Origin of the sequence: Streptomyces sp. NBC_01428 (assembly GCF_036231965.1) — a bacterium.
Classification (GTDB): Bacteria; Actinomycetota; Actinomycetes; order Streptomycetales; family Streptomycetaceae; genus Streptomyces.
Genome location: NZ_CP109499.1, coordinates 5,217,989 through 5,240,094, shown reverse-complemented (window position 1 = coordinate 5,240,094; position 22,106 = coordinate 5,217,989). Strand labels below are relative to the sequence as shown.

The window sequence follows — 22,106 nt, the reverse complement described above, 5'->3', positions numbered from 1 at the left end:
GTGGTGTGTCCCCGGCCGGCAGTCCCCGTTGCCTTTCCTGCCGTCCTGGACAGTGCGAGTTCTCTCGCCGCGGTGCCGACCGTCAGTGCCACCTCACCCATGACCCCCGTTCCGCCGCACGGCGGGAGGCGGGGGCTTGTGTCCGGAAGGAACTCTGTGAAGGCAACGACCACCGGGCCGCGTTCGCGACGCGTCCTGGACCACTCCCTGCTCGTGCTCGGCACCGGCGCCCTGGCGTGCGCGGTGAGCATCCTGAGCCTGGCGCCCGGCGTCAGTGAGGCGTCCAGCCACCGTGAGGCGCCGCTCATCGCCGGCGACCCCCGCGCCGACAACACCGACGTCTACGCGTTCACCAGCCGCGACAAGTCCGACAGCGTCACCTTCGTCGCGAACTGGATCCCGTTCGAGGAGCCCAACGGCGGCCCGAACTTCTACGCCTTCGCGGACGACGCCCGCTACAACATCAAGATCGACAACGACGGTGACGGCAAGGCCGACGTCACCTACACCTGGCACTTCCGCAACCAGGTCCGGGACGCGGCCAACCAGTTCCTGTACAACACCGGCCAGGTCACCTCGCTGAACGACCCGGACCTGAACTTCCGCCAGGTCTACGACCTGGTCCTCACCAAGAACGGCCGGAGCCGGACCATCAAGTCCAACGTGCCGGTGGCGCCGTCGCGGGTGGGTCCGGCCTCCATGCCGAACTACGGCACGCTGCGGAACCAGGCGGTCAGCCCGCTCGCCGGCGGCGGCAAGACGTTCGCCGGCCAGGCCGACGACCCGTTCTTCGCGGACCTGCGGGTCTTCGACCTCCTCTACGGCGGCAACCTGTCCGAGCGCGGCCAGGACACCCTGGCCGGGTACAACGTGAACTCCGTCGCCCTGCAGATCCCCAAGAAGGACCTCGCCCTCCGGGGCAACAGCTCCCGCAACCCGGTGATCGGCGTCTGGTCCACGACCGACCGCAAGGGCGTGCAGATCTCCGACTCCCGCCGCCATCACGACAAGTGGCGCCAGGTCTCCCGCCTGGGCAACCCGCTGGTCAACGAGGTCGTCGTCCCGCTGAAGTACAAGGACGCCTTCAACACCCTCAACCCTGACCAGGACCGCACCGTCAAGCCGGTCGTGGACAAGGTCTACGACCCGATCCTGCCGAAGCTGATCCAGAAGGTCTACGGGATCCCGGCGCCCGCCACGCCCCGCAACGACCTCGCCGAGATCTACCTGACCGGCATCTGCAAGGCGTGCGGCCCGATCAAGGCCGACCTCAACGCGCACCGGCTGAACAAGGACGCGAGCCCGCGGCGGATCGTGCCCGCCGAGGAACTGCGCCTGAACATGGGCGTGCCCGCCACCGCGAACCCCCAGCGGTACGGGGTCCTCGCGGGTGACCTGGCCGGCTTCCCCAACGGCCGTCGCCTCACCGACGACGTCATCGACATCTCGCTGCAGGCCGTCGAGGGCGCGGCCCAGACCGGGACGCTCGTCCCCGCGCTGGCCGACGGGGACAAGGTGAACGCCAACGAGGTGCCGTTCGGCTCGTCGTTCCCCTACCTGGCGCTTCCGCACACCAAGTCCGTGAACAGCGGCCCCGGTGGCAGCGAGACGCGGCAGTCGTCGCTGAAGACCCCCAGCGCGGCCGGTGCCGGCGTTCTGGGCTCCCTGATGCTGGGCGTCGGCGGCTGGCGACTGCGTCGCCGGAACAAGACCAGCTGACGCCTCCCGACACGAGGCATCTCGCCGGTGCCCGTCCCGCCACGCGGGCCGGGCACCGGCTCATCAGCAGGGAGCCCTCATGCACGACCACACCTCCACCCCCGGCCCGGCACGGTCCGGCAGCCGGGTCCGCAGCGCCGTCGTCGCACTGACGCTCGGCGCGGCCCTGTTCACCGCCGGCGCCATCGGACTGGCCCCGGACGGAAGCACCACCGCGCGGTCCGGCCCGCACGCCGCACCGGCCAGGGGCTCGCTCGGCGCCCTCCAGGCCCGGGTGCGCAAGATGCCGCAGGACGCGGACGCGTGGGCGGCCCTGGGCATGTCCTACGTCCAGCAGGCCCGCACCACCGCCGACCCGGCGACCTACGAGCGCGCCGAGAAGGCCCTGCGGCGCTCGTTGGCCGTGCGGCGCGACGACAACACCGGCGCGCAGATCGGCATGGGCGCCCTCGCGGCGGCCCGCCACGACTTCCCCACCGCGCTCGACTGGGCCCGGCGGGCCACCACGACGGACCCGTACAGCTCCGTCGCCCAAGGAGTCCTCGCCGACGCCTACACACAGCTCGGCCGGTACCCCGCCTCCTACCGGGCCGTCCAGCGCATGAACGACCTGCGCCCCGACGCGCCCGCCCTCGCCCGCGCCTCGTACACCTTCGAGCTGCGCGGCAGGACCGACGAGGCCGCCGCCCTCATGCGGCGGTCGCTGGACGCCGCCTCGACCACCGGTGAACGCTCCTTCGCCCACAGCGTCCTGTCCGGGCTGGCCCTGCAGACCGGCGACACCCGCGGGGCACTGCGGGAGGCCGAGACGGGGCTGCGGAACGCGCCGGGCGACTCGGCCCTCCTCGAAGCCCGCGCGCGTGCCCGGGCGGCCCTCGGGCAGACACGGCGGGCCGTCGCCGACTACCGTGCCGCGATCGCCGTCGCCCCGCTCCCGCACTACCTCCTCGGACTCGGCGAACTCGAGCAGTCGCTCGGGCACCGGGAACAGGCCGAGGCCCAGTACGCCGTCCTGCGCGGGCAGGAGACCGTCCGCCGGACCGGCCGCACCCCCGCCGACACGGACGCGATCCTCTTCGAAGCCGACCACGGCAGCCCCGCACGCGCCGTCGCGATGGCTCAGGAGGCCCTGCGGACACGGCCGTTCATCGCGGTGCACGACGCGTACGCCTGGGCCCTGCACCGGGCGGGCCGTGACCGGGAAGCACTCCGACAGGCCGATCAGGCTCTCGCCCTCGGCACCCGCAGCGCGCTCTTCCGGTACCACCGCGGGGTCGTCCGGCACGCCCTCGGCGACGACACCGCGGCCCGCTCGGACCTCGAAGCGGCCCTGCGCACCGAACCGCGCTTCCATCCCCTGCACGCGGCCACCGCGCGTGCCCTGCTCCAGCGGATCGACGAGACTCCATGACCCACACCCTGCGGCGCGCCGCGCTCACAGCAGCCCTTGTCGCCCTGGCGAGCGCGGGCGGTCTCCCTTCGGCGAGCGCCGCGCCGGCCCACCCCCTGGGCAACTTCACCGTCAACTACCACACGGGGCTCAGCCTGCGCCCCGACCGTCTCGACGCCGAGGTGGTCGTCGACCGCGCGGAGATCTCGACGCTCCAGGAACGCGCCGAGGTCGACGCCGACCACGACGGCGCCGTCTCCCCCGGCGAGAGACGCTCGTACGCCGAGGCCTCCTGCACGTCGCTCGGCCGGCAGCTCCACACCTCCGTGGCGGGAACCCCCGTCCGCTGGGGAAGGGTCTCCGCCGGGATGACGTACGAACCCGGCGAGGCCGGCCTCAGGACCAGCCGTCTCACCTGCGCCTTCACCACGGCCGCCGATCTCTCCCGCCCCACCGACGTCGACGTCCGCACCGCCTACGACAGCCGGCGCATCGGCTGGCGCGAGATGACCGTCCGGGGCCACGGCGTCCGGGCCACCGGCACCGGTCTGCCCGCCGTCTCCCCGACCGACGAACTGCGCCACTACCCCCGCGACCCGGCGGCCGCTCCGCTCGACCAGCGCACCGCCCGGATGCGCACCACCCCCGGCGAGAGCACCGCCGCGGGCCCCGGCAGCACCGTCCTGCCGGGAACCGGCTGGTTCGGCCAGGCCCTCGGGGCGACCTCGTCCGTCTTCGACTCGCTGGTCGGCAGCCGCGAACTCACCGTCCCCGTCGGGCTGCTGGCCCTGCTGCTGGCGTTCGTGCTCGGCGCCTCGCACGCCGTCCTGCCGGGGCACGGCAAGACGATCATGGCCTCGTACCTCGCGGGCCGCCGCGGAACCCGACGGGACGCGGTCACCGTCGGCGCCACCGTCACCCTGACCCACACCGCGGGCGTGCTCGTCCTGGGCCTGGCCCTCCCGGCCGCCACGCATCTGGCCGGTGAGACCGTCCTGAACGTGCTCGGAGGGGCGAGCGGTCTGATCGTCACCGGCATCGGACTGTGGCTCCTCACCTCCGCCCTCCGCGACAAGCCCCGGCACGGTCACCACCACCATCACGGCGCGGCCCACGGCCATCACCACCACGGCGACGCGACCGGCGGTCACCACCACGGCCACGGCCACAGCCACAGCCACGACGGTCATGGTCACGGTCACGACGATCACGGGTCCCCCGGCGACGACCACGACCACGGTCGCCCCTCCCCCACCGACGGCCTCGGAACACGGCTCCCCAGGATCCCCCGGCGTCGCGCGCCGCGGCCGGCGGGCACGGGGGTGGCCACGCTCGTCGAACCGGAGGCCACCCCGTCCTCCGGCACGGCCCACCACCCCGCCGCCGCGCGTCGCACCGGACGGGGCGGCCTCATCGGGATGGGCATCGCGGGCGGCCTCGTCCCCAGCCCGTCCGCCCTCGTCGTCCTGCTCGGCGCCGTCGCCCTCGGCCGGACCGCCTTCGGCGTGCTCCTGGTCTTCGCCTACGGCCTCGGCATGGCCGCGACCCTCACCCTCGTCGGCCTCCTCCTCGTGCGACTGCGCGAACGTCTCGAAAGCCGTCTGAAGTCCCCGTCCGGCAGCCGCCACCGCGCCGTCCGCGCGCTCACCCGCCTCGGCCCGGCGGCGACCGCTCTCCTGGTCGTGATCGTCGGCTTCGGCCTCACCCTGCGCGCGGTCTCCGCCTGACCCCGCGCGGGGTGACGGGACGCCGGTCGTCGCCGCGCGTCCCGGCCCGTTCACAAGGAGACCTATGGATACGTGGCAGTCGTACGTGGACAGGGACCTCCTCGGAGCCGGTCTGACGCAGGGAGCCATCCTCGGGACGGACCGCGCCGCGTGGTCGATCCGGGCCGCCACCCCGGGCTTCACGGTCTCGGACGCCGAGCGGGAGACCCTGCTCAACGGCTTCGAGGACCCGGCGTCCGCCTTCGCCTCGGGGATCGGCGTCAACGGCGGGACCCATCTGACGATCAAGGCGGACGCCCGGTCCCTCCACGGCAGGAAGGGCCCTGACGGCGTGGTCGCGGCCCGGGCCGGCGGCGCGATCGTCGTCGGCGTCTACACGAACACCATCACCCCCGGGGCGGCCACGAGCGCCGTGGAGCGGCTCGCCGGCCACCTGGGGGAACAACACGACCGACCGCACCCGGGCGACGGGGATCCCCGCGGGAACGGCCGGCCGGGAACTCCCGACTGATCCGCGCTCCTTAGCCTTTGCCTGCACAACTATTCCTGACACGGCGTCAGTTACGTAATCTGACAGTGCGTCAGTTATCAGTTGGCTGTCACACAGGAGCGGGCGGACCGATGCTTGGATCAACCCACGGCACCCTCACCACCGACTCCCGCCGGGCCCGGGTCATCGCCTGCGGCGAGCAACCTTCGCCGGTCGTGCACGGACGGCCGGCCGAGGTCGACGACCTGGACGTCAGCGGGCGCCCGCTGTACGCCGACGCACCCGACCTGGACCGGTTCTTCCGGCCCGGGTCGGTGGCCGTGATCGGCGCCTCCGACGCGGAGGGGCGGCCGAACACCGGGATCACCCGGCAGCTGATCGGCTGGGCCGAGCGGGTCGGCGCCCGGCTGCACCCCGTGCACCCCACCCGGGCGTCCGTCTTCGGCCTGCCCTGCCTCCCCTCCGTCGCGGACCTGCCCGAACAGGTCGACCTGGCCGTACTGCTGGTGGCGGACCCCCTCCCCGTGATCGAGGAACTCGCCGAGGCGAAGGTGCGGTTCGCGGTCGCCTTCGCCTCCGGGTTCGCCGAGACGGGGGCCGAGGGCGCCGCGGCGCAGACCCGGCTCGCCGACGCCGTGCGCCGCTCGGGCCTGCGGCTGCTCGGGCCCAACACCAACCTCAACGCCTTCGAGCACTTCCGCGACGACCTGGAGGGCCCCGCGGTCGCGCTGATCACCCAGTCCGGGCACCAGGGGCGCCCGGTGTTCGCCATGCAGCAGCTCGGCGTCCGCCTCTCCCACTGGGCTCCCACCGGCAACGAGGCCGACCTGGAGACCGCCGACTTCATCTCCTACTTCGCCGAACGGCCCGAGGTAGGCGCCATCGCCTGCTACATCGAGGGCCTCAAGGACGGCCGTTCCTTTCTGCTCGCCGCCGACCGTGCCGCCCGGCGCAAGGTGCCCGTCGTCGCGGTCAAGGTCGGCCGCACCGAGACCGGCTCACGCACCGCCGCCTCGCACACCGGCAAACTGACCGGCGCCGACGCGGTGGTGGACGCGGCGATGCGGCAGTACGGCGTGATCCGCGTCGACGGACTCGACGAACTCCAGGACACCGCCGCCCTGCTGGCCCGCGCCCGGGCTCCGCAGGCCGACGGCGTCGTGGTCTATTCGATCTCCGGCGGCACGGGGGCGCACTTCGCGGACCTGGCCGGCGCGGCGGGCCTCGACCTGCCCGTGCTGTCCGACGCCAAGCAGGCCGAACTGCACACGTGGATACCGGACTACCTGAACGTCGCCAATCCCGTCGACAACGGCGGCCACCCCGTCGGCGACTGGCGCGGCCGGAAGATCATCGACGCGCTCCTCGCCGACCCGGCCGTCGGCGTGCTGATCTGCCCCATCACCGGGCCCTTCCCGCCGATGAGCGACAAGCTGGCGCAGGACCTGGTGGACGCGGCTGAGCGGACGGACAAGCTGGTGTGCGTGGTGTGGGGGTCGCCGGTCGGAACCGAGGAGGCCTACCGCACGACGCTGCTCGGCTCCTCCCGGGTCGCGACCTTCCGCACCTTCGCCAACTGCATCACCGCCGTCCGCGCCCACCTGGACCACGCGCGGTTCACCGCCGCCTACCGCTCGCCCTTCGACGAGGCCCCGCGCACCCCCTCTCCCTCGTTCCGCAAGGCACAGGCGCTGATGCGCCCGGGTCACCAGCTGAGCGAACACGCGGCCAAGCAACTGCTGCGCGCGTACGGGATCCGGGTGCCGCGCGAGCAGTTGGTGACCAGCGCGGCGGCGGCCGTGCGCGCGGCGAGCCAGGTGGGCTACCCGGTGGTCATGAAGGCGTCCGGCGCGCAGCTCGCCCACAAGACGGAACTCGGCCTCGTGAAGATCGGGCTGACCTCCGCCAGCCAGGTCCGCGACGCCTACCGCGAACTGACCGACATCGCCCGCTACGAGGGACTGCCGCTGGACGGTGTCCTCGTGTGCCAGATGGTGGAGCGGGGCGTCGAGATGGTGATCGGGGTGACGCACGACCAGCTCTTCGGGCCGACCGTGACCGTCGGGCTCGGCGGGGTGCTCGTCGAGGTGCTGCGCGACGCGGCCGTACGCGTGCCGCCCTTCGGCGACGACGAGGCGCGGGCCATGCTGTCGGAACTGCGCGGCCGGGCCCTGCTCGACGGGGTGCGCGGGGCGCCGCCGGCGGATGTGGACGCGCTGGTCGAAGTCGTCGTCCGGGTGCAGCGGATGGCGCTCGAACTCGGGGACGAGATCTCCGAACTGGACATCAACCCGCTGATGGTGCTGCCCCGCGGACAGGGGGCGGTGGCCCTGGACGCCCTGGTGGTGTGCAGCTGACCGCCACCGCGGCGCCGGCCGACCGCGCGAACACCCCCGTACGAAACGGAGCAGCCCCATGACCGACTCCCGTACGCCCGACCCCCGGACCCCCGCTTCCCCCACGCCCGTCTCCCCCCGTGCGTCCGACGCCGCGTCCCGTGCCTCCACGGAGTCCGCGGGCGCCACCGAACCGGCCGATTCCCCCGAACCGGCCGAAAAGCCCCTCGACTCCTTGATACGGCACAGCACTGACAACGCCGTCTCGTGGATCACGCTGGACCGGCCCGAGGCGATGAACGCGCTCACCTGGGACCAGCGGGAACGGGTGATCGCCCTGCTCGCGGAGGCGTCCGCCGACCCGGAGGTGCGGGCGGTGGTGATCACCGCGACCGGCCGCGGCTTCTGCGCGGGCGCCGACCTGCGGGGTGGTCCGCCGTCGGGTGCCCGGGTCGCGGGCGACGTCGCCCGCACCATCCGGCTGGGCGCGCAGCGCCTGATCGGCGCCGTCCTCGACTGCGAGAAGCCGGTGATCGCCGCGGTCAACGGCACGGCGGCCGGGATCGGCGCGCACCTCGCCTTCGCGTGCGACCTCGTCCTGGCGGCCGAACCGGCCCGGTTCATCGAGGTGTTCGCCCGCCGGGGCCTCGTACCGGACGGCGGCGGCGCCTACCTGCTGCCCCGGCTGATCGGGCCGCAGCGGGCCAAGGAGCTGATGTTCTTCGGCGACGCGCTGAGCGCCGTGGACGCGGAACGGATCGGGCTGGTCAACAGGGTCGTACCGGCGGAGGAGTTGGAGAAGACCGCGCGCGCGTGGGCCGAGCGGCTCGCCGCCGGGCCGACCCGCGCCCTGGCGCTGACGAAGCAGCTCGTCAACGCCTCCCTCGACACCGACCGCGCCGCCGCCTTCGCCGCCGAGGCCGCGGCCCAGGAGATCAACATGACGACGACGGACGCCCACGAGGGCGTCGCGAGCTTCGTGGAACGACGGACCCCGCGCTACGAGGGCCACTGACCCGACCCGACGCCCCGCACCCGGTCTCCGACCGGTGCTCGCCAGTCCCGTCGGCCCCGTCAGTCCCGTCAGTCCCGTCAGTCCCGTCAGTCCCGTCAGTCCCGTCAGTCCCGTCAGTCCCGTCAGTCCCGTCGCAGGATGCGCAGGTCCCCCGAGTCGGGGTCGCCGAAGAGGACGAAGAGTTCGGGGCGGTCGGCGGTGCCGCCGATCGTCCAGTACGTGTCGTGGCCGCAGTCGGCGACGCGGACGACGACGCCGGCCCGCTGCCCGGAGGTGCCCCCGTCGGCGTACGGGTCGTAGCGGCCCCCGGTGTCGAGGGACCAGTGGCCGGGTCCGTCGCAGCGGGTGAACTCCCGGGTGGCGACGTCCCCGAACTCGGGCTGGGCGGGCACCTCTGTGAGCTGGGCCCGGCCGCCGGGGTCCAGTCGCAGGACGGCCCCGTGGTCGCCGCGCCAGACACCGGTGAGCCGGTCGGCGCCGAGCCTCGGGGGCTCGTACTCCCGGATGAGTCCGGTGGCCAGGCCCACCGCGCCCGCACCGGCGATCAGGACGCACGCCCCGAGGGCGGCGAGTGCGGCACGGAGCCAGACGCGGCGGTCGCCGGGCGGGCGTCCGGTGCGCCGCTCGCGCCGCCGCACGTGGGCGACGGCCAGGGAGGGCAGGACACCGGACGCGGCGAGCAGCAGCGCCGGGGCGCCGCTGGGGGAGAGGCCGCACAGGGCGACGGCGAGCACGGCCCAGAGCGCGCCGAGCGAGAGCGCGGACGCCAGCTGCCAGGCGACTTCCGGGACGGGGGTACGGCGGGCCGCGAGCCGGGCGGCGGAGGCGGCCGGCATCGTGACGACCGCGGCGTGCAGGGCCCCCAGGGCGGCGAGGAGCGCGGGACCGAACACCAGCACGCAGAGCAGACCGACGGCGGCGAGGCTGCCGCCGGACCCGGCGCCGTGGTCGTCGTCGTCGAACGTGCCGACCCAGAACACCGCGGTGACGGCCGCGGCCTGCGCCGCGCAGACCGCCGCGGCGAGGTTCACCTCGGTGCCGTCCCATCGCGGCCGGGCACGCGCGGGCGCCCCGGACTCTGCCCACCCCATGGGGCGAAAGATACGGGGCGGCGGGGGCGCGGGCGACGGGTGGGCCTGGCCCCGGGCCGCCTCGCCCGCACCGGCGGAGACGGCCCCGCCGCGCCCCGGCATCGCGGCTCCGCACCCCTTCCCATCTGACGCACCGTCAGCTTCAATGGCGGGTGTGATGGGACACGCAGGGATGGCCGCGGCGGCCGTCCGCTACCTCAGGTCGGCCGGGGCCCCCACCGTCGCGGGGCCCGTCGAGGCGTTGCCACGCCCGGATCTGCGCGCGGTCGGCGACGACGAACGCGCGCCCGTCGACCCGGCGGAGTTCCGGCGGGTCCTCGGCCACTTCGCGACGGGCGTCACGGTGGTGACGGCACCGGCCGCCGGCGACGGGGACCCGGCGGGCTTCGCCTGCCAGTCCTTCGCGTCCCTCTCCCTCGATCCGCCGCTGGTCTGCTTCATGGTCGGCCGTACGTCGTCGACCTGGCCGCGCATCGCCCGCGCCGGCGTCTTCTGCGTGAACGTCCTCGGTGCGCACCAGGGCGACCTGTGCCGGGGCTTCGCGGTGAGCGGCTCCGACAAGTTCGCCGGGGTCGACCACGACCCGGCCCCCGTCTCCGGCTCCCCGCGCCTCGCGGGCGCCGCCGCGTGGATCGACTGCACGGTCCACGCGGTGCACACCGGCGGGGACCATCTGATCGTGGTGGGCCGGGTGGACGCGCTCGGCACGGGCGGTGACGGCGACGGCGTACCGCCCCTGCTGTTCCACAAGGGGCGGTTCCTGGCCTAGGGCCTGTCCGCGACGTCTCGCCCGCCCGGTCAGGCGGTCGCGGGCGCCACCCTCACCTTGCGCGCGGCGGCCGGGCGGTTGCGCCGGATCACCAGGGCCATCAGGGCCGCCACCGCGCACAGCGCGCCCGAGGCGTACCAGACCACGTCGTAGGAGCCGAAGTGGTCGCGGGCGACGCCGCCGAGGAAGGCGACGAGGGCGGCGCCGACCTGGTGGGAGGCGAGGACCCAGCCGAAGACGATGGCGCTGTCCTCGCCGTACTGCTCACGGCACAGGGCCAGGGTGGGCGGGACGGTGGCGACCCAGTCGAGGCCGTAGAAGACGATGAAGAAGATCATCGGCGGGTGCACGTTCGGGGCCAGCAGCATCGGCAGGAAGAGCAGCGAGACGCCGCGCAGGGCGTAGTACACGGCCAGCAGGCGGCGCGGCTCGAAGCGGTCGGTGAACCAGCCCGAGGCGATCGTGCCGACCACGTCGAAGACGCCGATGACCGCGAGGAGCGAGGCGGCGGCCGTGATGGGCATGCCGTGGTCGTGGGCGGCGGGCACGAAGTGGGTCTGGACGAGGCCGTTGGTCGAGGCGCCGCAGATCGCGAACGTGCCGGCGAGGAGCCAGAAGGGGCCGGTGCGGACGGCCGAGGCCAGCACGCCGATGGTGCGCCGGGCGGCTCCGCGCACCGGCTCGGGCTTCGGCACGAACTCCGCGGCGCCGTACGGCTTCTGGCCGACGTCGGCCGGATGGTCGCGCAGCAGCAGCCAGACGAAGGGGACGACCGCGAGGGCGGCGAGCGCCACGGTGACCGCGGCCGGGCGCCAGCTGTGCTCGGTGACGATCCAGGAGAGCACCGGCAGGAAGATCAGCTGGCCGGAGGCCGAGGCCGCTGTGAGGATGCCCGTCACCAGGCCCTTGCGTTCGGTGAACCAGCGGTTGGTGACCGTCGCGGCGAAGGCGAGCGCCATCGAGCCGGAGCCGAGGCCCACGAGCAGGCCCCAGCAGAGCAGCAGTTGCCAGGCCGCCGTCATCCACACGGTGAGCCCGGAGCCGACGGCGATCACGGTCAGGGCGACGGCGACGACACGGCGGATGCCGAAGCGGTCCATCAGGGCCGCGGCGAACGGCGCGGTGAGGCCGTAGAGCGCGAGGTTGACGGAGACGGCGAGTCCGATCGTGCCGCGCGACCACTGGAACTCGGCGTGCAGCGGGTCGATCAGCAGTCCCGGCAGCGACCGGAAGGCGGCCGCTCCGATGATCGTCACGAAGGTGACGGCGGCGACGAACCACGCGCGGTGGATGCGGTGCTGGGCGGCGGGCGGGACGGGCCGGGCGTCCTCCGCGGCGGGTGCGGCTTCGCTTGTCTCGGTCACGTCATCGAGCTTCGGGCAACGGAACCGGCCGAACCACTGGCCCGGAGGACAGCATTCGTTAGGATCGGGCCATGGCCCCTTCGGGAACGTTCCGCCCGCACCGTGTCGTCGTCCTCGCCCTCGACGGCCTGCTCCCCTTCGAGCTGGGCATCCCCCAGCGCATCTTCGGCAAGGCGCGGGACAGTGCCGGGACGTCGCTGTACGAGGTGGTCACCTGCTCGGCCCGGCCGCCGGGGCCGGTCACCACGGACGCCGACTTCGAGGTGCTGGTCGCGCACGGCCCCGAGGCGCTCGCCACCGCCGACACGGTGGTGATCCCGGCGTCGTACGAACTCGGCCCCGTCGAGCAGGAGGGCGTCCTGACGCCGGAGCTGGCCGCCGCCCTCGCCCACCTCCGCCCCGGCACCCGCCTGGTCTCCATCTGCACCGGCGGCTACGTCCTGGGCGCGGCAGGCCTTCTCGACGGCCGGCCGGCCACCACGCACTGGATGCACGCCGAGCACTTCCAGCGGCTCTTCCCGAAGATCCGCGTGGACGCGGACGTGCTGTTCATCGACGACGGGGACGTGCTGACCTCGGCCGGGGTCGCCGCCGGCATCGACCTGTGCCTGCACATCGTGCGCCGCGACCACGGCGCGGCCGTCGCCAACGACGTGGCCCGCCGCACCGTCGTCCCCCCGCACCGGGACGGCGGCCAGGCGCAGTTCGTCCGGCGGCCCGTCCCGGAGGCGCAGTCGGCCGGCACGACGACCGCGCGCGCCTGGGCGCTCGGCCGTCTCCACGAGCCGATCCAGCTCCGCGACATGGCCGAGCAGGAGTCCATGTCGGTGCGCACCTTCACCCGGCGGTTCCGCGAGGAGGTCGGGGTGAGTCCGGGCCAGTGGCTGACCCGGCAGCGCGTCGAACACGCCCGGCACCTGCTGGAGTCGAGCGGTCTGTCCATCGACCAGGTGGCCCGCGACGCCGGGTTCGGCACGGCCCAGTCGATGCGCCAGCACCTCCAGGCCGTCCTCGGTGTCACCCCCACCGCCTACCGGCGCACGTTCCGGTCGGGCGCCGGGAGCGGGAGCGGGGACGGGGGCGCGGAGAGCGCCGCCGCGGCGGCCCGGGTGTGAGGCGCGCCCCGCGGCCGGGCGGGCGTCCCGGCGTCGCGCCCGCGCGGGTACGAGGTCCGGACGCCCCCGGCGGGGCGCCGGTCAGAACGTGAGCACCGCGCGCGCCACCTTTCCGGCGTGCGCGTCCTCGGCGGCCCGCTCGAAGTCCTCGACGGGGTAGGTCGCGGTCACCAGCTCGTCGAGCAGCAGGTGCCCCGCGCGGTACAGGTCGGCGTACAGGGCGATGTCGCGCTGCGGGCGGGACGAGCCGTAGCGGCAGCCCAGGATGGACTTGTCCAGGTACATGGAGGAGACGAGGAAGGACGCCTCGGCGGTCGCCGGGGGCACTCCAAGGAGGACGGCCTGGCCGTGCCGGTCGAGCAGGTCGATCGCCTGCCGGATCAGTTCCACGCGGCCCACGCACTCGAAGGCGTGCTGGGCGCCGGTGGGCAGGATGTCCTTCACCCCGTCGGTGGAGGTCAGGAAGTCGGTGGCGCCGAACTGCCGGGCCATCGCCTCCTTCGCCGGGTTGGAGTCGACGGCGACGATCCGCAGGGCGCCCGCGATCCGCGCGCCCTGGATGACGTTGAGGCCGATGCCGCCGGTGCCGATGACGAGGACGGTGTCGCCGCGGTCCACGCGGGCCCGGTTGAGCACGGCCCCGACCCCGGTGAGGACCCCGCAGCCGATGAGCGCGGCGGACGTGAGCGGGATGTCCTCGGGGATCCGGACCGCCTGCACCGCCTTCACCACCGTCCGTTCGGCGAAGGAGGAGTTGGCGGCGAACTGGTACAGCGGCTGCCCGGCCCGGCTGAACGGCCGCTGCGGCATGCCGATCGCCTTGCGGCACATCGTGGGCCGGCCCCGGTCGCACTCGGCGCAGGCCCCGCAGTTGGCGAGCGTGGACAGCGCCACGTGGTCGCCGGGCCCGACATGGGTGACGCCCGCGCCCACGGCCTCCACCACGCCCGCACCCTCGTGGCCGAGGACCACCGGGACGGGGAAGGGGATGGTGCCGTCCACCACGGACAGGTCGCTGTGGCAGAGTCCCGCCGCGGAGACCGCCACCCGCACCTCTCCGGGCCCCGGGTCCCGCAGCTCCAGGTCGTCCACGACCTCGGTCCGCCTGCCGTCGAAGATCACGCCTCGCATCGCGCCAGCTCCCCTCTTCCCGGGCCGTCCCCGGGCTGTGCCGTTCCTGGGCCGTGCGGGGTGCGCCATGGCTAGCCCCTGGGTTCCTTCGGCAGGCCGAGCGCGCGCTCGGCGATGATCGTGCGCTGGATCTCGTCCGAGCCGCCGTAGATCGTGTCGGCTCGGCTGAACAGGAACAGGTGCTGTGCGGCGTCCAGTTCGTAGGGCGCTTCGGGTGACCAGTCCGAGGGACCGGCCGCCGCGCCCGCACCCCGTACCCGCACGGCCAGTTCACCGAGCCGGCGATGCCAGCCGCCCCACAGGAGCTTCGCCGCGCTGGGCGCCGCCGTGTCCGCCGGATCACCCGAACCACCCAGCGTGCGCAGGGCGTTCCAGCGCATGGTGCGCAACTCGGCCCACAGGCGTACGAGCTGGTCGCGCACCACGGGGTCCGTGGCGGCGCCGGTCGCGACGGCGGTCCGCAGGACGGTCCCCAGCTCCTCGGCGAAACCGATCTGCTGGGCGAGGGTGGAGACCCCGCGCTCGAAGCCGAGCAGGCTCATGGCGACGCGCCAGCCGTTGCCGGCCCCGCCCACCACGTGCTCGGCGCGGGCGACGGCGCCGTCGAAGAACACCTCGTTGAACTCGCTGGTGCCGGTCAGCTGGCGGATCGGCCGGACCTCGACGCGGCCCGGCTGGTCCATGGGCAGGAGGAGGAAGGACAGGCCGTGGTGGCGGGTGGAGGCCCCTTCGGTCCGGGCGAGCACGAAGCACCAGTCCGCCTCGTGGGCGAGCGAGGTCCAGATCTTCTGCCCCGTGACGCGGTACACGCCCGAGGGTGCCCCCGCGTCCCGCACGGCGGACGGCGGCGCGGAGCCCCCGGCGACGGGCGGGGACCCGGAAGTCGCCGCGTCGTCCGCGCCGTGCACCGCGGTCGTCCGGATCCCCGCCAGGTCGGAGCCCGCCCCGGGTTCGCTGTACCCCTGGCACCACAGCTCCCGGCCCTGGGCGACCGGCGGCAGGAAGCGGCGCTTCTGTTCCGGTGTCCCGTGCGCCAGGAGGGTCGGGGCGAGGAGGTTCTCACCGATGTGTCCGGACCGCGGGGGCGCCTTGGAGCGGGCGTACTCCTCGGCCCACACGACCTGCCGGGTCAGACCGGCGCGCCGGTTCCCGTACCCGTCCTCCGCCCAGCCGAGTCCGATCCAGCCGGCCCGCCCGAGCTCCCGCTCCCAGTCGCGGCGCCCCCGCGCACCGGTGACGTGCTCCGCGAGCCAGGCCCGCGCCTCACGCCGGAACTCCTCGTCCTCGGGGCCGAATGCGAAATCCACGCGCTCTCCTCCCACCGGGCCGCGGATCGTGTCCGCGGGCGCACTCACGCGTTGGGGCGGGCCTGGTCCGCGGCCGCGCGCGCCATCGCCTCCACCTGTTCCAGCAGGGGCATCGGATCGACGCCGACGGTGCCGGGCAGGAAGTCGGCGATCCGCTCCGGGGTCCAGGCGCCCTCGGCGTATCCGGCGCGCAGTTCGCGGGGCTGGGCCCAGACGGCGATCTTGGGTCCGGCGATCGTGTAGACCTGCCCGGTGATGCGTTCCGCGCGGGCCCGTTCCGACAGCAGGTAGACCACGAGCGCGGCCACGTCCTCCGGCTCGCCGATCTCCTTGAGCTCCATGGGCACGTTCGCCGACATGCGCGTACGGGCCACCGGTGCGACCGCGTTGGCGGTGACCCCGTACTTGTGCAGCCCGAGGGCCGCGCTGCGCACCAGCGAGATGATGCCGCCCTTGGCGGCGCTGTAGTTGGCCTGGGCGACGGACCCCTGGTGGTTGCCGCTGGTGAACCCGATGAGCGTGCCGGACCCCTGTTTGCGCATCACCGCCGAGGCGGCCCGGAACAGGGTGAAGGTTCCTTTGAGGTGGGTGGCGACGACCGGGTCCCACTCCTGTTCCGACATGTTGAAGAGCATCCGTTCGCGCAGGATGCCGGCCACGCAGACCACGCCGTCGATCCGTCCGTACGCGGCCAGCGCGGTGTCGACGACCCGTTGCCCGCCCGCCATCGTCGAGATGTCGTCGGCGACCGCGACCGCCTCGCCACCCGCCGCCTCGACCTCCTTGACGACGGTGTCGGCGACCGAACTCGTCGGCTCCGCGCCCTCGACGGACACCCCGTAGTCGTTGACGACCACGCGTGCTCCCTCGGCGGCCGCCGCGAGGGCGACCGCCCGGCCTATCCCCCGCCCCGCGCCCGTGACGGCGACGACCTTGCCCGCCAAGAAGTTCCCCACACCCGGCCCCTTCCCGCAGTTTCTGACGGTCCGTTAGATTCAACTCGGATTCTACGACCCGTCAGATACCTGGAGACAAGCCCCGGGGAGCACTCATGTCACTGCCTGCCGAGTTCCACGAGATCGCCAAGCGCGTGAACAACTGGGGGCGCTGGGGGGCCGACGACGAGATCGGGACACTGAACCTCATCACCGACGAGGTGGTCCGGCGGGCGGCGGCGACCGTGCGCAGCGGACGCCGCGTGCCGCTCGCGCTGCCGCTCCGGCAGGACGGCGTGCAGACCGGGATGATCCCGGGACGGGTCAACCCGCTGCACGTGATGGTGCAGATCAACCAGGAGATCTTCGGGCCCGGCACGGTGGCGTGCAGCGACGACGCGGTGACCATGGGGCTTCAGGCGGGCACCCATTGGGACGCGCTGACCCATGTCTCGCACTCGGGGAAGCTCTACAACGGCCGCCCGGCCGGCACGGTCACCCCGCACGGCGGCGCCGAGTTCGGCGGGATCGACAAGCCGCGGCACATCGTCTCGCGCGGTGTCCTGCTCGACGTGGCGCGGGCGCGCGGCGTGGACCGGCTGGCCGGCGGACACGCGGTCACCCCGGAGGACCTGGAGGCCGCCGAGGAGTTGGCGGGCACGCGGGTGCGGGCGGGCGACATCGTGCTCGTACGGACCGGGCAGATCCAGGTGTATCTCGCGGGCGACAAGCACGGGTACGGGTATCCCTCGCCGGGCCTGTCGGTGCGCACCCCGGAGTGGTTCCACGCGCGCGACGTGGCCGCGGTCGCCAACGACACCCTCACCTTCGAGATCTTCCCGCCCGAGATCGAGGACCTCTGGCTGCCCGTCCACGCGCTCGACCTGGTGGAGATGGGGATGCTGCAGGGCCAGAACTGGAATCTCGAAGAGTTGTCCACAGCCTGTGGACAAGAAGGGCGGTACGCCTTCCTGCTGTCGGCGATGCCGGAACCCTTCGTGGGGGGCACCGGCACCCCCGTGGCCCCGGTGGCCCTCCTCTAGGTCCTGCCGTCCGGGTCGCACGACGGGACGCGGGGCAGGGGACGCACACCCCTCCCCGCACCCGATACCGGTGCGAGGTCCGGCTGGCGGCGCGCTTCCCCCACTCTCGACTGCGCCCGTCCGCGAGGTCCCCACCCCGCTCCGGGCACGGCACGCGCGCCGCCATCCGCCTCCGGCGTACTCGCCCCGCTCCTCAGCCCCCTGAGAAGCCGACACCGAATCGCGACCCGCACTCGCCGAGGACCCCCGTCACCGGAGCCCTCGCCGTCCCCTCGCGGCGAATCGCTGAACACAAGCGTGATCAAACGGACACGCCACGTCAACACCGGATCGGCGAATTGCCCCGTACATCCCTTATGAGGCAGCGCGTACGGAAGCACGGCCCGGCGCATTCGGCCGCCACCGTGGCCATGTACAGCGCTTTCCTGCATACATGCACGAAAGCGCGCGGGGGGAGGGCGCCCTAGACCGCCTCGTACGCGAAGTCCTCGTAGGCCGGGTACGCGGGCCCGGCCGGGGCGCCCGCGGCGCAGCGGTCCACCTCGCACCAGATGCGCTTGCCGGCGCCTTCGGGATTCCAGCCCCAGCGGTCCGCGAGGCCGTCGACGAGTTCCAGGCCGCGGCCGTTGGTCTCGTCGCCCTCGGCGTGCCGGGGGATCGGAGGCCGGGCACAGGAGTCGGCGACCTCCAGGCGCACCGTGGCGGCGTCACCGCCACCCGGCAGGCACAGCCGCAGTACGGCCGGACAGCCGGTGTGCACCACGGCGTTGGTGACGAGCTCGGAGACGAGCAGGATCAGCGTCTCGGCGAGCGGTTCGTCGGCCTCTATCCCGGAACCCGCGAGCCGCGAACGAGCCCACCGCCGGGCTCGCCCCACCTCTGCGGGGTCGGGCCGGATCTCCAGCTGCACTTGAAGCACCTGCACCGCTCACACCATCCGAACCGGCGGACACATCGCCTCGCGCCTCACAAGGGCCACGATCGTAGCCATTTTCTGCATGGCCAGAACAAGGATCACGGAACGTGATTCCCTTGCGAGACAGCATGGTTGACGTACAGTCACCCCAACAAGCGCTTCGGGCATATTCCAGCGCGAAGGAGTACGCGTGCGGCATACTGTGCGACGCTCGCCACGGGGAGTCGAACAGGCAGGTACGGGGATTCGTCCTGCCTCGCGAGCGGCGCGCATCGCCGTCTCCGGCGCCGCCCCTGGGGCAACACCGGGCTGGCTCAGCCTCGGAACCACTCGCATCCCACACAAGGTACCGGAGCACGACGCCGACTCCGGGCCGTGACGAGTCACGCGTAGGACACAACCCGGTATCGACGCTCCGTGATTCCGGTGTGCCACGTTCCGCGACATCCCGCTCCGCCGATTTCGCGGCGCCGCAGGACAGGGGCCCGTCAGGCCGGCCCGACGACCAGATCGTCCGCGAGCGCCTCCTCACTCTGTGTGCCGCCGCCCGCACGGTGGGTCCGGATCCACGCCCTCTTCAGGTGCAGGTGGATGTCGGACTCCCAGGTGAAGCCCATGCCGCCGTGCACCTGGAGGCAGTCCCGGGCGCCGCGCACGGCGGCCTCGTCGGCGAGCAGCCGGGCGGCCGCGACGTCGGTGGGGTCGGCGGTGACGGCGGCGGCGTAGACGGCGGCGCGGGCCAGCTCGACCCGGACGAGCATGCCCGCGCACAGGTGCTGGACCGCCTGGAAGGCCCCGATCGGCCGACCGAACTGTTCGCGGGTCCGGGCGTGTTGCACGGCCGTCTCACAGGTCCGGGCGGCGCTGCCGAGTTGTTCGGCGGCGGTGAGCAGGGAGACGAGGAGGGTGTGGCGGGTGTCCGTGGGTGGCCGGTCCGGGGCGGCGGGCAGCCGGTGCAGGGGGGTCAGCGGGTCCAGCACGGCGAGGGGTTCGGCGCCGGTGGTGTCCCCGTGGACGACGTCGGACTCGTCCAGCCATTCGACGAGGCCGGGGCCGGCGGCCGTGACGACGGTCTCCCCGGTGGCGGCGCCGGGCACGGTGCCCGCGGCGAGGTGGGTGGCGATCAGGGGGCCGGGCAGCAGGACGCGGCCCGCCTCCTCGAAGGCCAGCACGGCCTCGGGGAGCCCCTGTCCGACGCCGCCGGCCGCCTCGGGCAGGCGCAGGGCGAAGAATCCCGCGGCCCCCAGTTCGCGCCACAGGGTCCGGTCGAGGACGTGCTCGCCCGGCGTCTCGGCCCGGTCGGCCGCCGCGCGCAGCGCGTCCCGCCCGAACCGGCCCTCCAGCAGTTCCCGTACACCCTGTCGCAAGGCCTTCTGGTCCGGGCCGAGTTGGAAGTCCATGGCCGGCTCACCTTCCCCGGGGGAGGCCGAGGATCCGCTCGGCCACGATGTTCCGCTGGATCTGCGAGGTGCCGGCCGCGATGGTGTACGACAGGGACGACAGCCGGTCCAGGGTCCACTCGCGGCCGGGGTCGAGGGACTCGGGGCCGAGCACCTCGGCGGCGGCGTCGTACAGCTCCTGGCGTGCGTGGGAGTAGCGGAGCTTGAAGACCGAGCCGCCGACGCCGGGCACTCCCCCGGTCCGCTGGGCCTCGCCGACGTTCCACTGGGTCAGCCGCCACAGCGCGCGGAACTCGGCGTTCAGCCGGCCGAGGCGGCGGCGCAGTACGGCGTCGTCCCAGCGGCCGTTCTTCCGCGCCTCGCGCGCCACCTCGGCCAACACGCGTCGGCAGGCGACGACTTCGCCGACGAAGGCGGTGCCGCGTTCGTAGGACAGGGTCACCATGGTCACGCGCCAGCCGTCGTTCTCCGCGCCGACGCGGTGGGTGACCGGGACGCGCACCTCGTCGAGGAAGACCTCCGCGAACTCGGTGGAGCCGGCGAGGGTGCGCAGCGGGCGGACGGTGATGCCCGGCGCGTCCATGGGCATCGCGAGCCAGGTGATCCCGCGGTGCCGGGGGGCGTCGGGGTCGGTGCGCACCAGCAGTTCGCACCAGTCGGCGACCTCGGCGTGGGAGGTCCAGATCTTCGACCCGCTCACCACGTAGTCGTCGCCGTCCCGCCACGCGCGGGTGCGCAGCGCCGCGAGGTCGGAGCCGGCACCCGGCTCGCTGAAGCCCTGGCACCAGACCTCCTCGCCGCGCAGTACGGGCGGCAGCCAGCGGGCCCGCTGTCCCGCGTCCCCCTCGGAGGCGATGGTCGGGCCCGCGTGCAGCAGCCCGACGAAGTTGGCACCGACGTAGGGGGCGCCCGCCTTCTCCGTCTCCTCCAGGTAGATGAGGTGCTGGGTCGGGGTCGCGCCCTGCCCGCCGGCGTCGACGGGCCAGTGCAGGCCCGCGTACCCGGCGTCGTACAGCCTGCGCTGCCAGCCGAGGTCGTAGGCGCGGCGGGCGGGCCAGTCGCCGGGGGACGGTCTCGGCGGCAGGGCGGGGAGGGCTCCGGCGAGCCAGGCGCGCAGGCGGGCGCGGAACTCCTCCTCCTCGGGCGTGTACGTCAGGTCCACTACAGGTCCAGGTCCAGCATGCGGATGGCGTTGCCGCGCATCAGCTTGTGGATCGTCTCGTCGTCGAGGCCCTTCACGTGGTCGAGGGCGACCTCCTTGGTGTGCGGGAAGGTCGAGTCGACGTGCGGGTAGTCGGTCTCGAAGGTGGCGTTGTCGCGGCCGACGACGTCCAGGGACGCGACGCCGTGCTTGTCGCGGAAGAAGCAGCAGAAGATCTGCCGGTAGTAGTACGTGGAGGGCGGCTCCGGGATCAGGTCCTTCACGCCGCCCCAGGCGCGGTGCTCGGACCAGACGTCGTCGGCGCGCTCCAGGGCGTACGGGATCCAGCCCATCTGGCCTTCGGAGTAGGCGAGTTTGAGGCGCGGGAACTTCACCAGGACGCCACTGAACAGGAAGTCCATCATCGAGGCCATGGCGTTGTTGAAGGACAGCGAGGCCTGGACCGCGGGCGGGGCGTCGGGGGAGGCGGCGGGCATCTGCGAGGACGAGCCGATGTGCATGTTCACGACCGTGCCGGTCTCCTGGCAGACCGCGAAGAACGGGTCCCAGTAGCCGGAGTGGATGGACGGCAGGCCCAGGTAGGTGGGGATCTCGGAGAAGGTGACGGCCTTCACGCCGCGGGCCGCGTTGCGGCGGATCTCGGCGACCGCGAGGTCGATGTCCCACAGCGGGATCAGGCACAGCGGGATCAGCCGGCCGCCGCTGTCGCCACACCACTCCTCGACCATCCAGTCGTTGTAGGCCCGCACGCAGGCGAGGGCGACCTCCTTGTCGTGGGCCTCGGCGAAGGTCTGGCCGCAGAAGCGCGGGAAGGTGGGGAAGCAGAGGCTGGCCTCGACGTGGTTGAGGTCCATGTCCCGGAGCCGCTCGGCGGGGTCCCAGCAGCCGGGCCGCATCTCGGCGCGGGTGATGCCCTCCAGCGTCATCTCGTCGCGGTCGAAGCCGACGGCGGCGATGTTGCGCTTGTACGGGAACTTGAGGTCCTCGTAGATCCACCAGTCGGTCGGCGGTCCCGCCGGGTCCATGGTGATCTGGTACTTGCCGGCGACGTAGGCGAGTTCACCGATGCCGGCCGTGAGCGGCTGCGGCCCGCGTTCCCGGTACTTCCGCGGCAGCCAGGTCTCGAAGAGGTGCGCGGGCTCGATCACGTGGTCGTCGACGCTGATGATGCGGGGCAGTTCGGTCATGGTCCCCTC

Annotated in this window: 18 protein-coding genes; 9 read left to right on the top strand and 9 right to left on the bottom strand. The window is 73.4% G+C overall.

Translation table 11 applies throughout. From position 1 onward, the window contains the following. The first annotated feature begins 156 nt into the window (after nt 1-156). From OG406_RS22790 to OG406_RS22765, 6 genes are all read left to right on the top strand, one after another. A complete protein-coding gene (locus OG406_RS22790; protein ID WP_329187471.1) occupies nt 157-1,719 on the top strand; it encodes a DUF4331 domain-containing protein in 1,563 nt (520 codons plus the stop codon). A 79-nt stretch (nt 1,720-1,798) separates the two neighbouring features. Further along, nucleotides 1,799-3,130 (top strand): tetratricopeptide repeat protein, encoded by a 1,332-nt coding sequence (locus OG406_RS22785; protein WP_329187469.1) that lies wholly within the window; start codon nt 1,799-1,801, stop codon nt 3,128-3,130. Beyond that, complete coding sequence (locus tag OG406_RS22780) at nt 3,127-4,836, top strand: HoxN/HupN/NixA family nickel/cobalt transporter (RefSeq protein ID WP_329187467.1); 1,710 nt, start codon at nt 3,127-3,129, stop codon at nt 4,834-4,836. The genes OG406_RS22785 and OG406_RS22780 overlap by 4 nt, the downstream gene beginning before the upstream one ends. 64 nt (nt 4,837-4,900) lie before the next feature. Continuing rightward, complete coding sequence (locus OG406_RS22775) at nt 4,901-5,347, top strand: profilin (protein ID WP_267051113.1); 447 nt, start codon at nt 4,901-4,903, stop codon at nt 5,345-5,347. A gap of 110 nt (nt 5,348-5,457) precedes the next feature. Then, nucleotides 5,458-7,683 carry an acetate--CoA ligase family protein gene (locus OG406_RS22770; protein WP_329187465.1) on the top strand — a complete coding sequence of 742 codons (2,226 nt, stop codon included), beginning with the start codon at nt 5,458-5,460 and terminating at the stop codon, nt 7,681-7,683. Between the two features lie 58 nt (nt 7,684-7,741). Further along, nucleotides 7,742-8,677 (top strand): enoyl-CoA hydratase/isomerase family protein, encoded by a 936-nt coding sequence (locus OG406_RS22765; RefSeq protein ID WP_267051114.1) that lies wholly within the window; start codon nt 7,742-7,744, stop codon nt 8,675-8,677. Nucleotides 8,678-8,799: 122 nt separating this feature from the next. On the opposite strand, the gene OG406_RS22760 is transcribed toward OG406_RS22765, so the two are convergent. After that, complete coding sequence (locus OG406_RS22760; protein ID WP_329187463.1) at nt 8,800-9,768, bottom strand: hypothetical protein; 969 nt, start codon at nt 9,766-9,768, stop codon at nt 8,800-8,802. Between the two features lie 157 nt (nt 9,769-9,925). Between OG406_RS22760 and OG406_RS22755 the strand changes: the two genes are divergently transcribed. Continuing rightward, complete coding sequence (locus tag OG406_RS22755; RefSeq protein WP_329187461.1) at nt 9,926-10,537, top strand: flavin reductase family protein; 612 nt, start codon at nt 9,926-9,928, stop codon at nt 10,535-10,537. Nucleotides 10,538-10,566: 29 nt separating this feature from the next. On the opposite strand, the gene OG406_RS22750 is transcribed toward OG406_RS22755, so the two are convergent. Beyond that, nucleotides 10,567-11,901, bottom strand: a complete 1,335-nt coding sequence (locus tag OG406_RS22750; RefSeq protein WP_329187459.1) for an MFS transporter — start codon at nt 11,899-11,901, stop codon at nt 10,567-10,569. A gap of 71 nt (nt 11,902-11,972) precedes the next feature. Here OG406_RS22750 and OG406_RS22745 point away from each other — a divergent pair, with 71 nt between their 5' ends. Next, a complete protein-coding gene (locus OG406_RS22745) occupies nt 11,973-13,016 on the top strand; it encodes a GlxA family transcriptional regulator (protein WP_329187457.1) in 1,044 nt (347 codons plus the stop codon). A gap of 81 nt (nt 13,017-13,097) precedes the next feature. Here the strand turns inward: OG406_RS22745 and OG406_RS22740 are convergent, their stop codons facing one another. From OG406_RS22740 to OG406_RS22730, 3 genes are all read right to left on the bottom strand, one after another. Continuing rightward, nucleotides 13,098-14,147 (bottom strand): Zn-dependent alcohol dehydrogenase, encoded by a 1,050-nt coding sequence (locus tag OG406_RS22740; protein ID WP_329187455.1) that lies wholly within the window; start codon nt 14,145-14,147, stop codon nt 13,098-13,100. Nucleotides 14,148-14,218: 71 nt separating this feature from the next. After that, nucleotides 14,219-15,454: an acyl-CoA dehydrogenase family protein gene (locus tag OG406_RS22735; RefSeq protein ID WP_329187453.1), complete on the bottom strand. Its 1,236-nt coding sequence runs from the start codon at nt 15,452-15,454 to the stop codon at nt 14,219-14,221. A gap of 44 nt (nt 15,455-15,498) precedes the next feature. After that, nucleotides 15,499-16,410, bottom strand: a complete 912-nt coding sequence (locus OG406_RS22730) for an SDR family NAD(P)-dependent oxidoreductase (protein WP_164371538.1) — start codon at nt 16,408-16,410, stop codon at nt 15,499-15,501. Nucleotides 16,411-16,505: 95 nt separating this feature from the next. Between OG406_RS22730 and OG406_RS22725 the strand changes: the two genes are divergently transcribed. After that, nucleotides 16,506-17,432, top strand: coding sequence for a cyclase family protein (locus tag OG406_RS22725; RefSeq protein ID WP_164371537.1), 927 nt, complete (start codon nt 16,506-16,508; stop codon nt 17,430-17,432). A gap of 463 nt (nt 17,433-17,895) precedes the next feature. Here the strand turns inward: OG406_RS22725 and OG406_RS22720 are convergent, their stop codons facing one another. The 4 genes from OG406_RS22720 to OG406_RS22705 form a co-directional block, all read right to left on the bottom strand. Continuing rightward, a complete protein-coding gene (locus OG406_RS22720; protein ID WP_164371536.1) occupies nt 17,896-18,357 on the bottom strand; it encodes an ATP-binding protein in 462 nt (153 codons plus the stop codon). 479 nt (nt 18,358-18,836) lie between these two features. Beyond that, on the bottom strand, nt 18,837-19,748 hold the full coding sequence (locus OG406_RS22715) for an acyl-CoA dehydrogenase family protein (RefSeq protein WP_329187448.1): 912 nt from the start codon (nt 19,746-19,748) through the stop codon (nt 18,837-18,839). Between the two features lie 7 nt (nt 19,749-19,755). Beyond that, a complete protein-coding gene (locus tag OG406_RS22710; RefSeq protein WP_164371534.1) occupies nt 19,756-20,910 on the bottom strand; it encodes an acyl-CoA dehydrogenase family protein in 1,155 nt (384 codons plus the stop codon). After that, the gene (locus OG406_RS22705; RefSeq protein WP_164371533.1) at nt 20,910-22,097 is read right to left on the bottom strand and encodes an amidohydrolase family protein; all 1,188 of its coding nucleotides are present in this window, start codon (nt 22,095-22,097) and stop codon (nt 20,910-20,912) included. The genes OG406_RS22710 and OG406_RS22705 overlap by 1 nt, the downstream gene beginning before the upstream one ends. Nucleotides 22,098-22,106 lie beyond the last annotated feature (9 nt).

Coding starts and splice junctions, on each gene's coding strand:
- OG406_RS22785 (WP_329187469.1), top strand. CDS start 1,799: ATGCACGACCACACCTCCACCCCCGGCCCGGCACGGTCCGGCAGCCGG.
- OG406_RS22780 (WP_329187467.1), top strand. CDS start 3,127: ATGACCCACACCCTGCGGCGCGCCGCGCTCACAGCAGCCCTTGTCGCC.
- OG406_RS22775 (WP_267051113.1), top strand. CDS start 4,901: ATGGATACGTGGCAGTCGTACGTGGACAGGGACCTCCTCGGAGCCGGT.
- OG406_RS22770 (WP_329187465.1), top strand. CDS start 5,458: ATGCTTGGATCAACCCACGGCACCCTCACCACCGACTCCCGCCGGGCC.
- OG406_RS22765 (WP_267051114.1), top strand. CDS start 7,742: ATGACCGACTCCCGTACGCCCGACCCCCGGACCCCCGCTTCCCCCACG.
- OG406_RS22760 (WP_329187463.1), bottom strand. CDS start 9,768: ATGGGGTGGGCAGAGTCCGGGGCGCCCGCGCGTGCCCGGCCGCGATGG.
- OG406_RS22755 (WP_329187461.1), top strand. CDS start 9,926: ATGGGACACGCAGGGATGGCCGCGGCGGCCGTCCGCTACCTCAGGTCG.
- OG406_RS22745 (WP_329187457.1), top strand. CDS start 11,973: ATGGCCCCTTCGGGAACGTTCCGCCCGCACCGTGTCGTCGTCCTCGCC.
- OG406_RS22740 (WP_329187455.1), bottom strand. CDS start 14,147: ATGCGAGGCGTGATCTTCGACGGCAGGCGGACCGAGGTCGTGGACGAC.
- OG406_RS22725 (WP_164371537.1), top strand. CDS start 16,506: ATGTCACTGCCTGCCGAGTTCCACGAGATCGCCAAGCGCGTGAACAAC.
- OG406_RS22715 (WP_329187448.1), bottom strand. CDS start 19,748: ATGGACTTCCAACTCGGCCCGGACCAGAAGGCCTTGCGACAGGGTGTA.
- OG406_RS22705 (WP_164371533.1), bottom strand. CDS start 22,097: ATGACCGAACTGCCCCGCATCATCAGCGTCGACGACCACGTGATCGAG.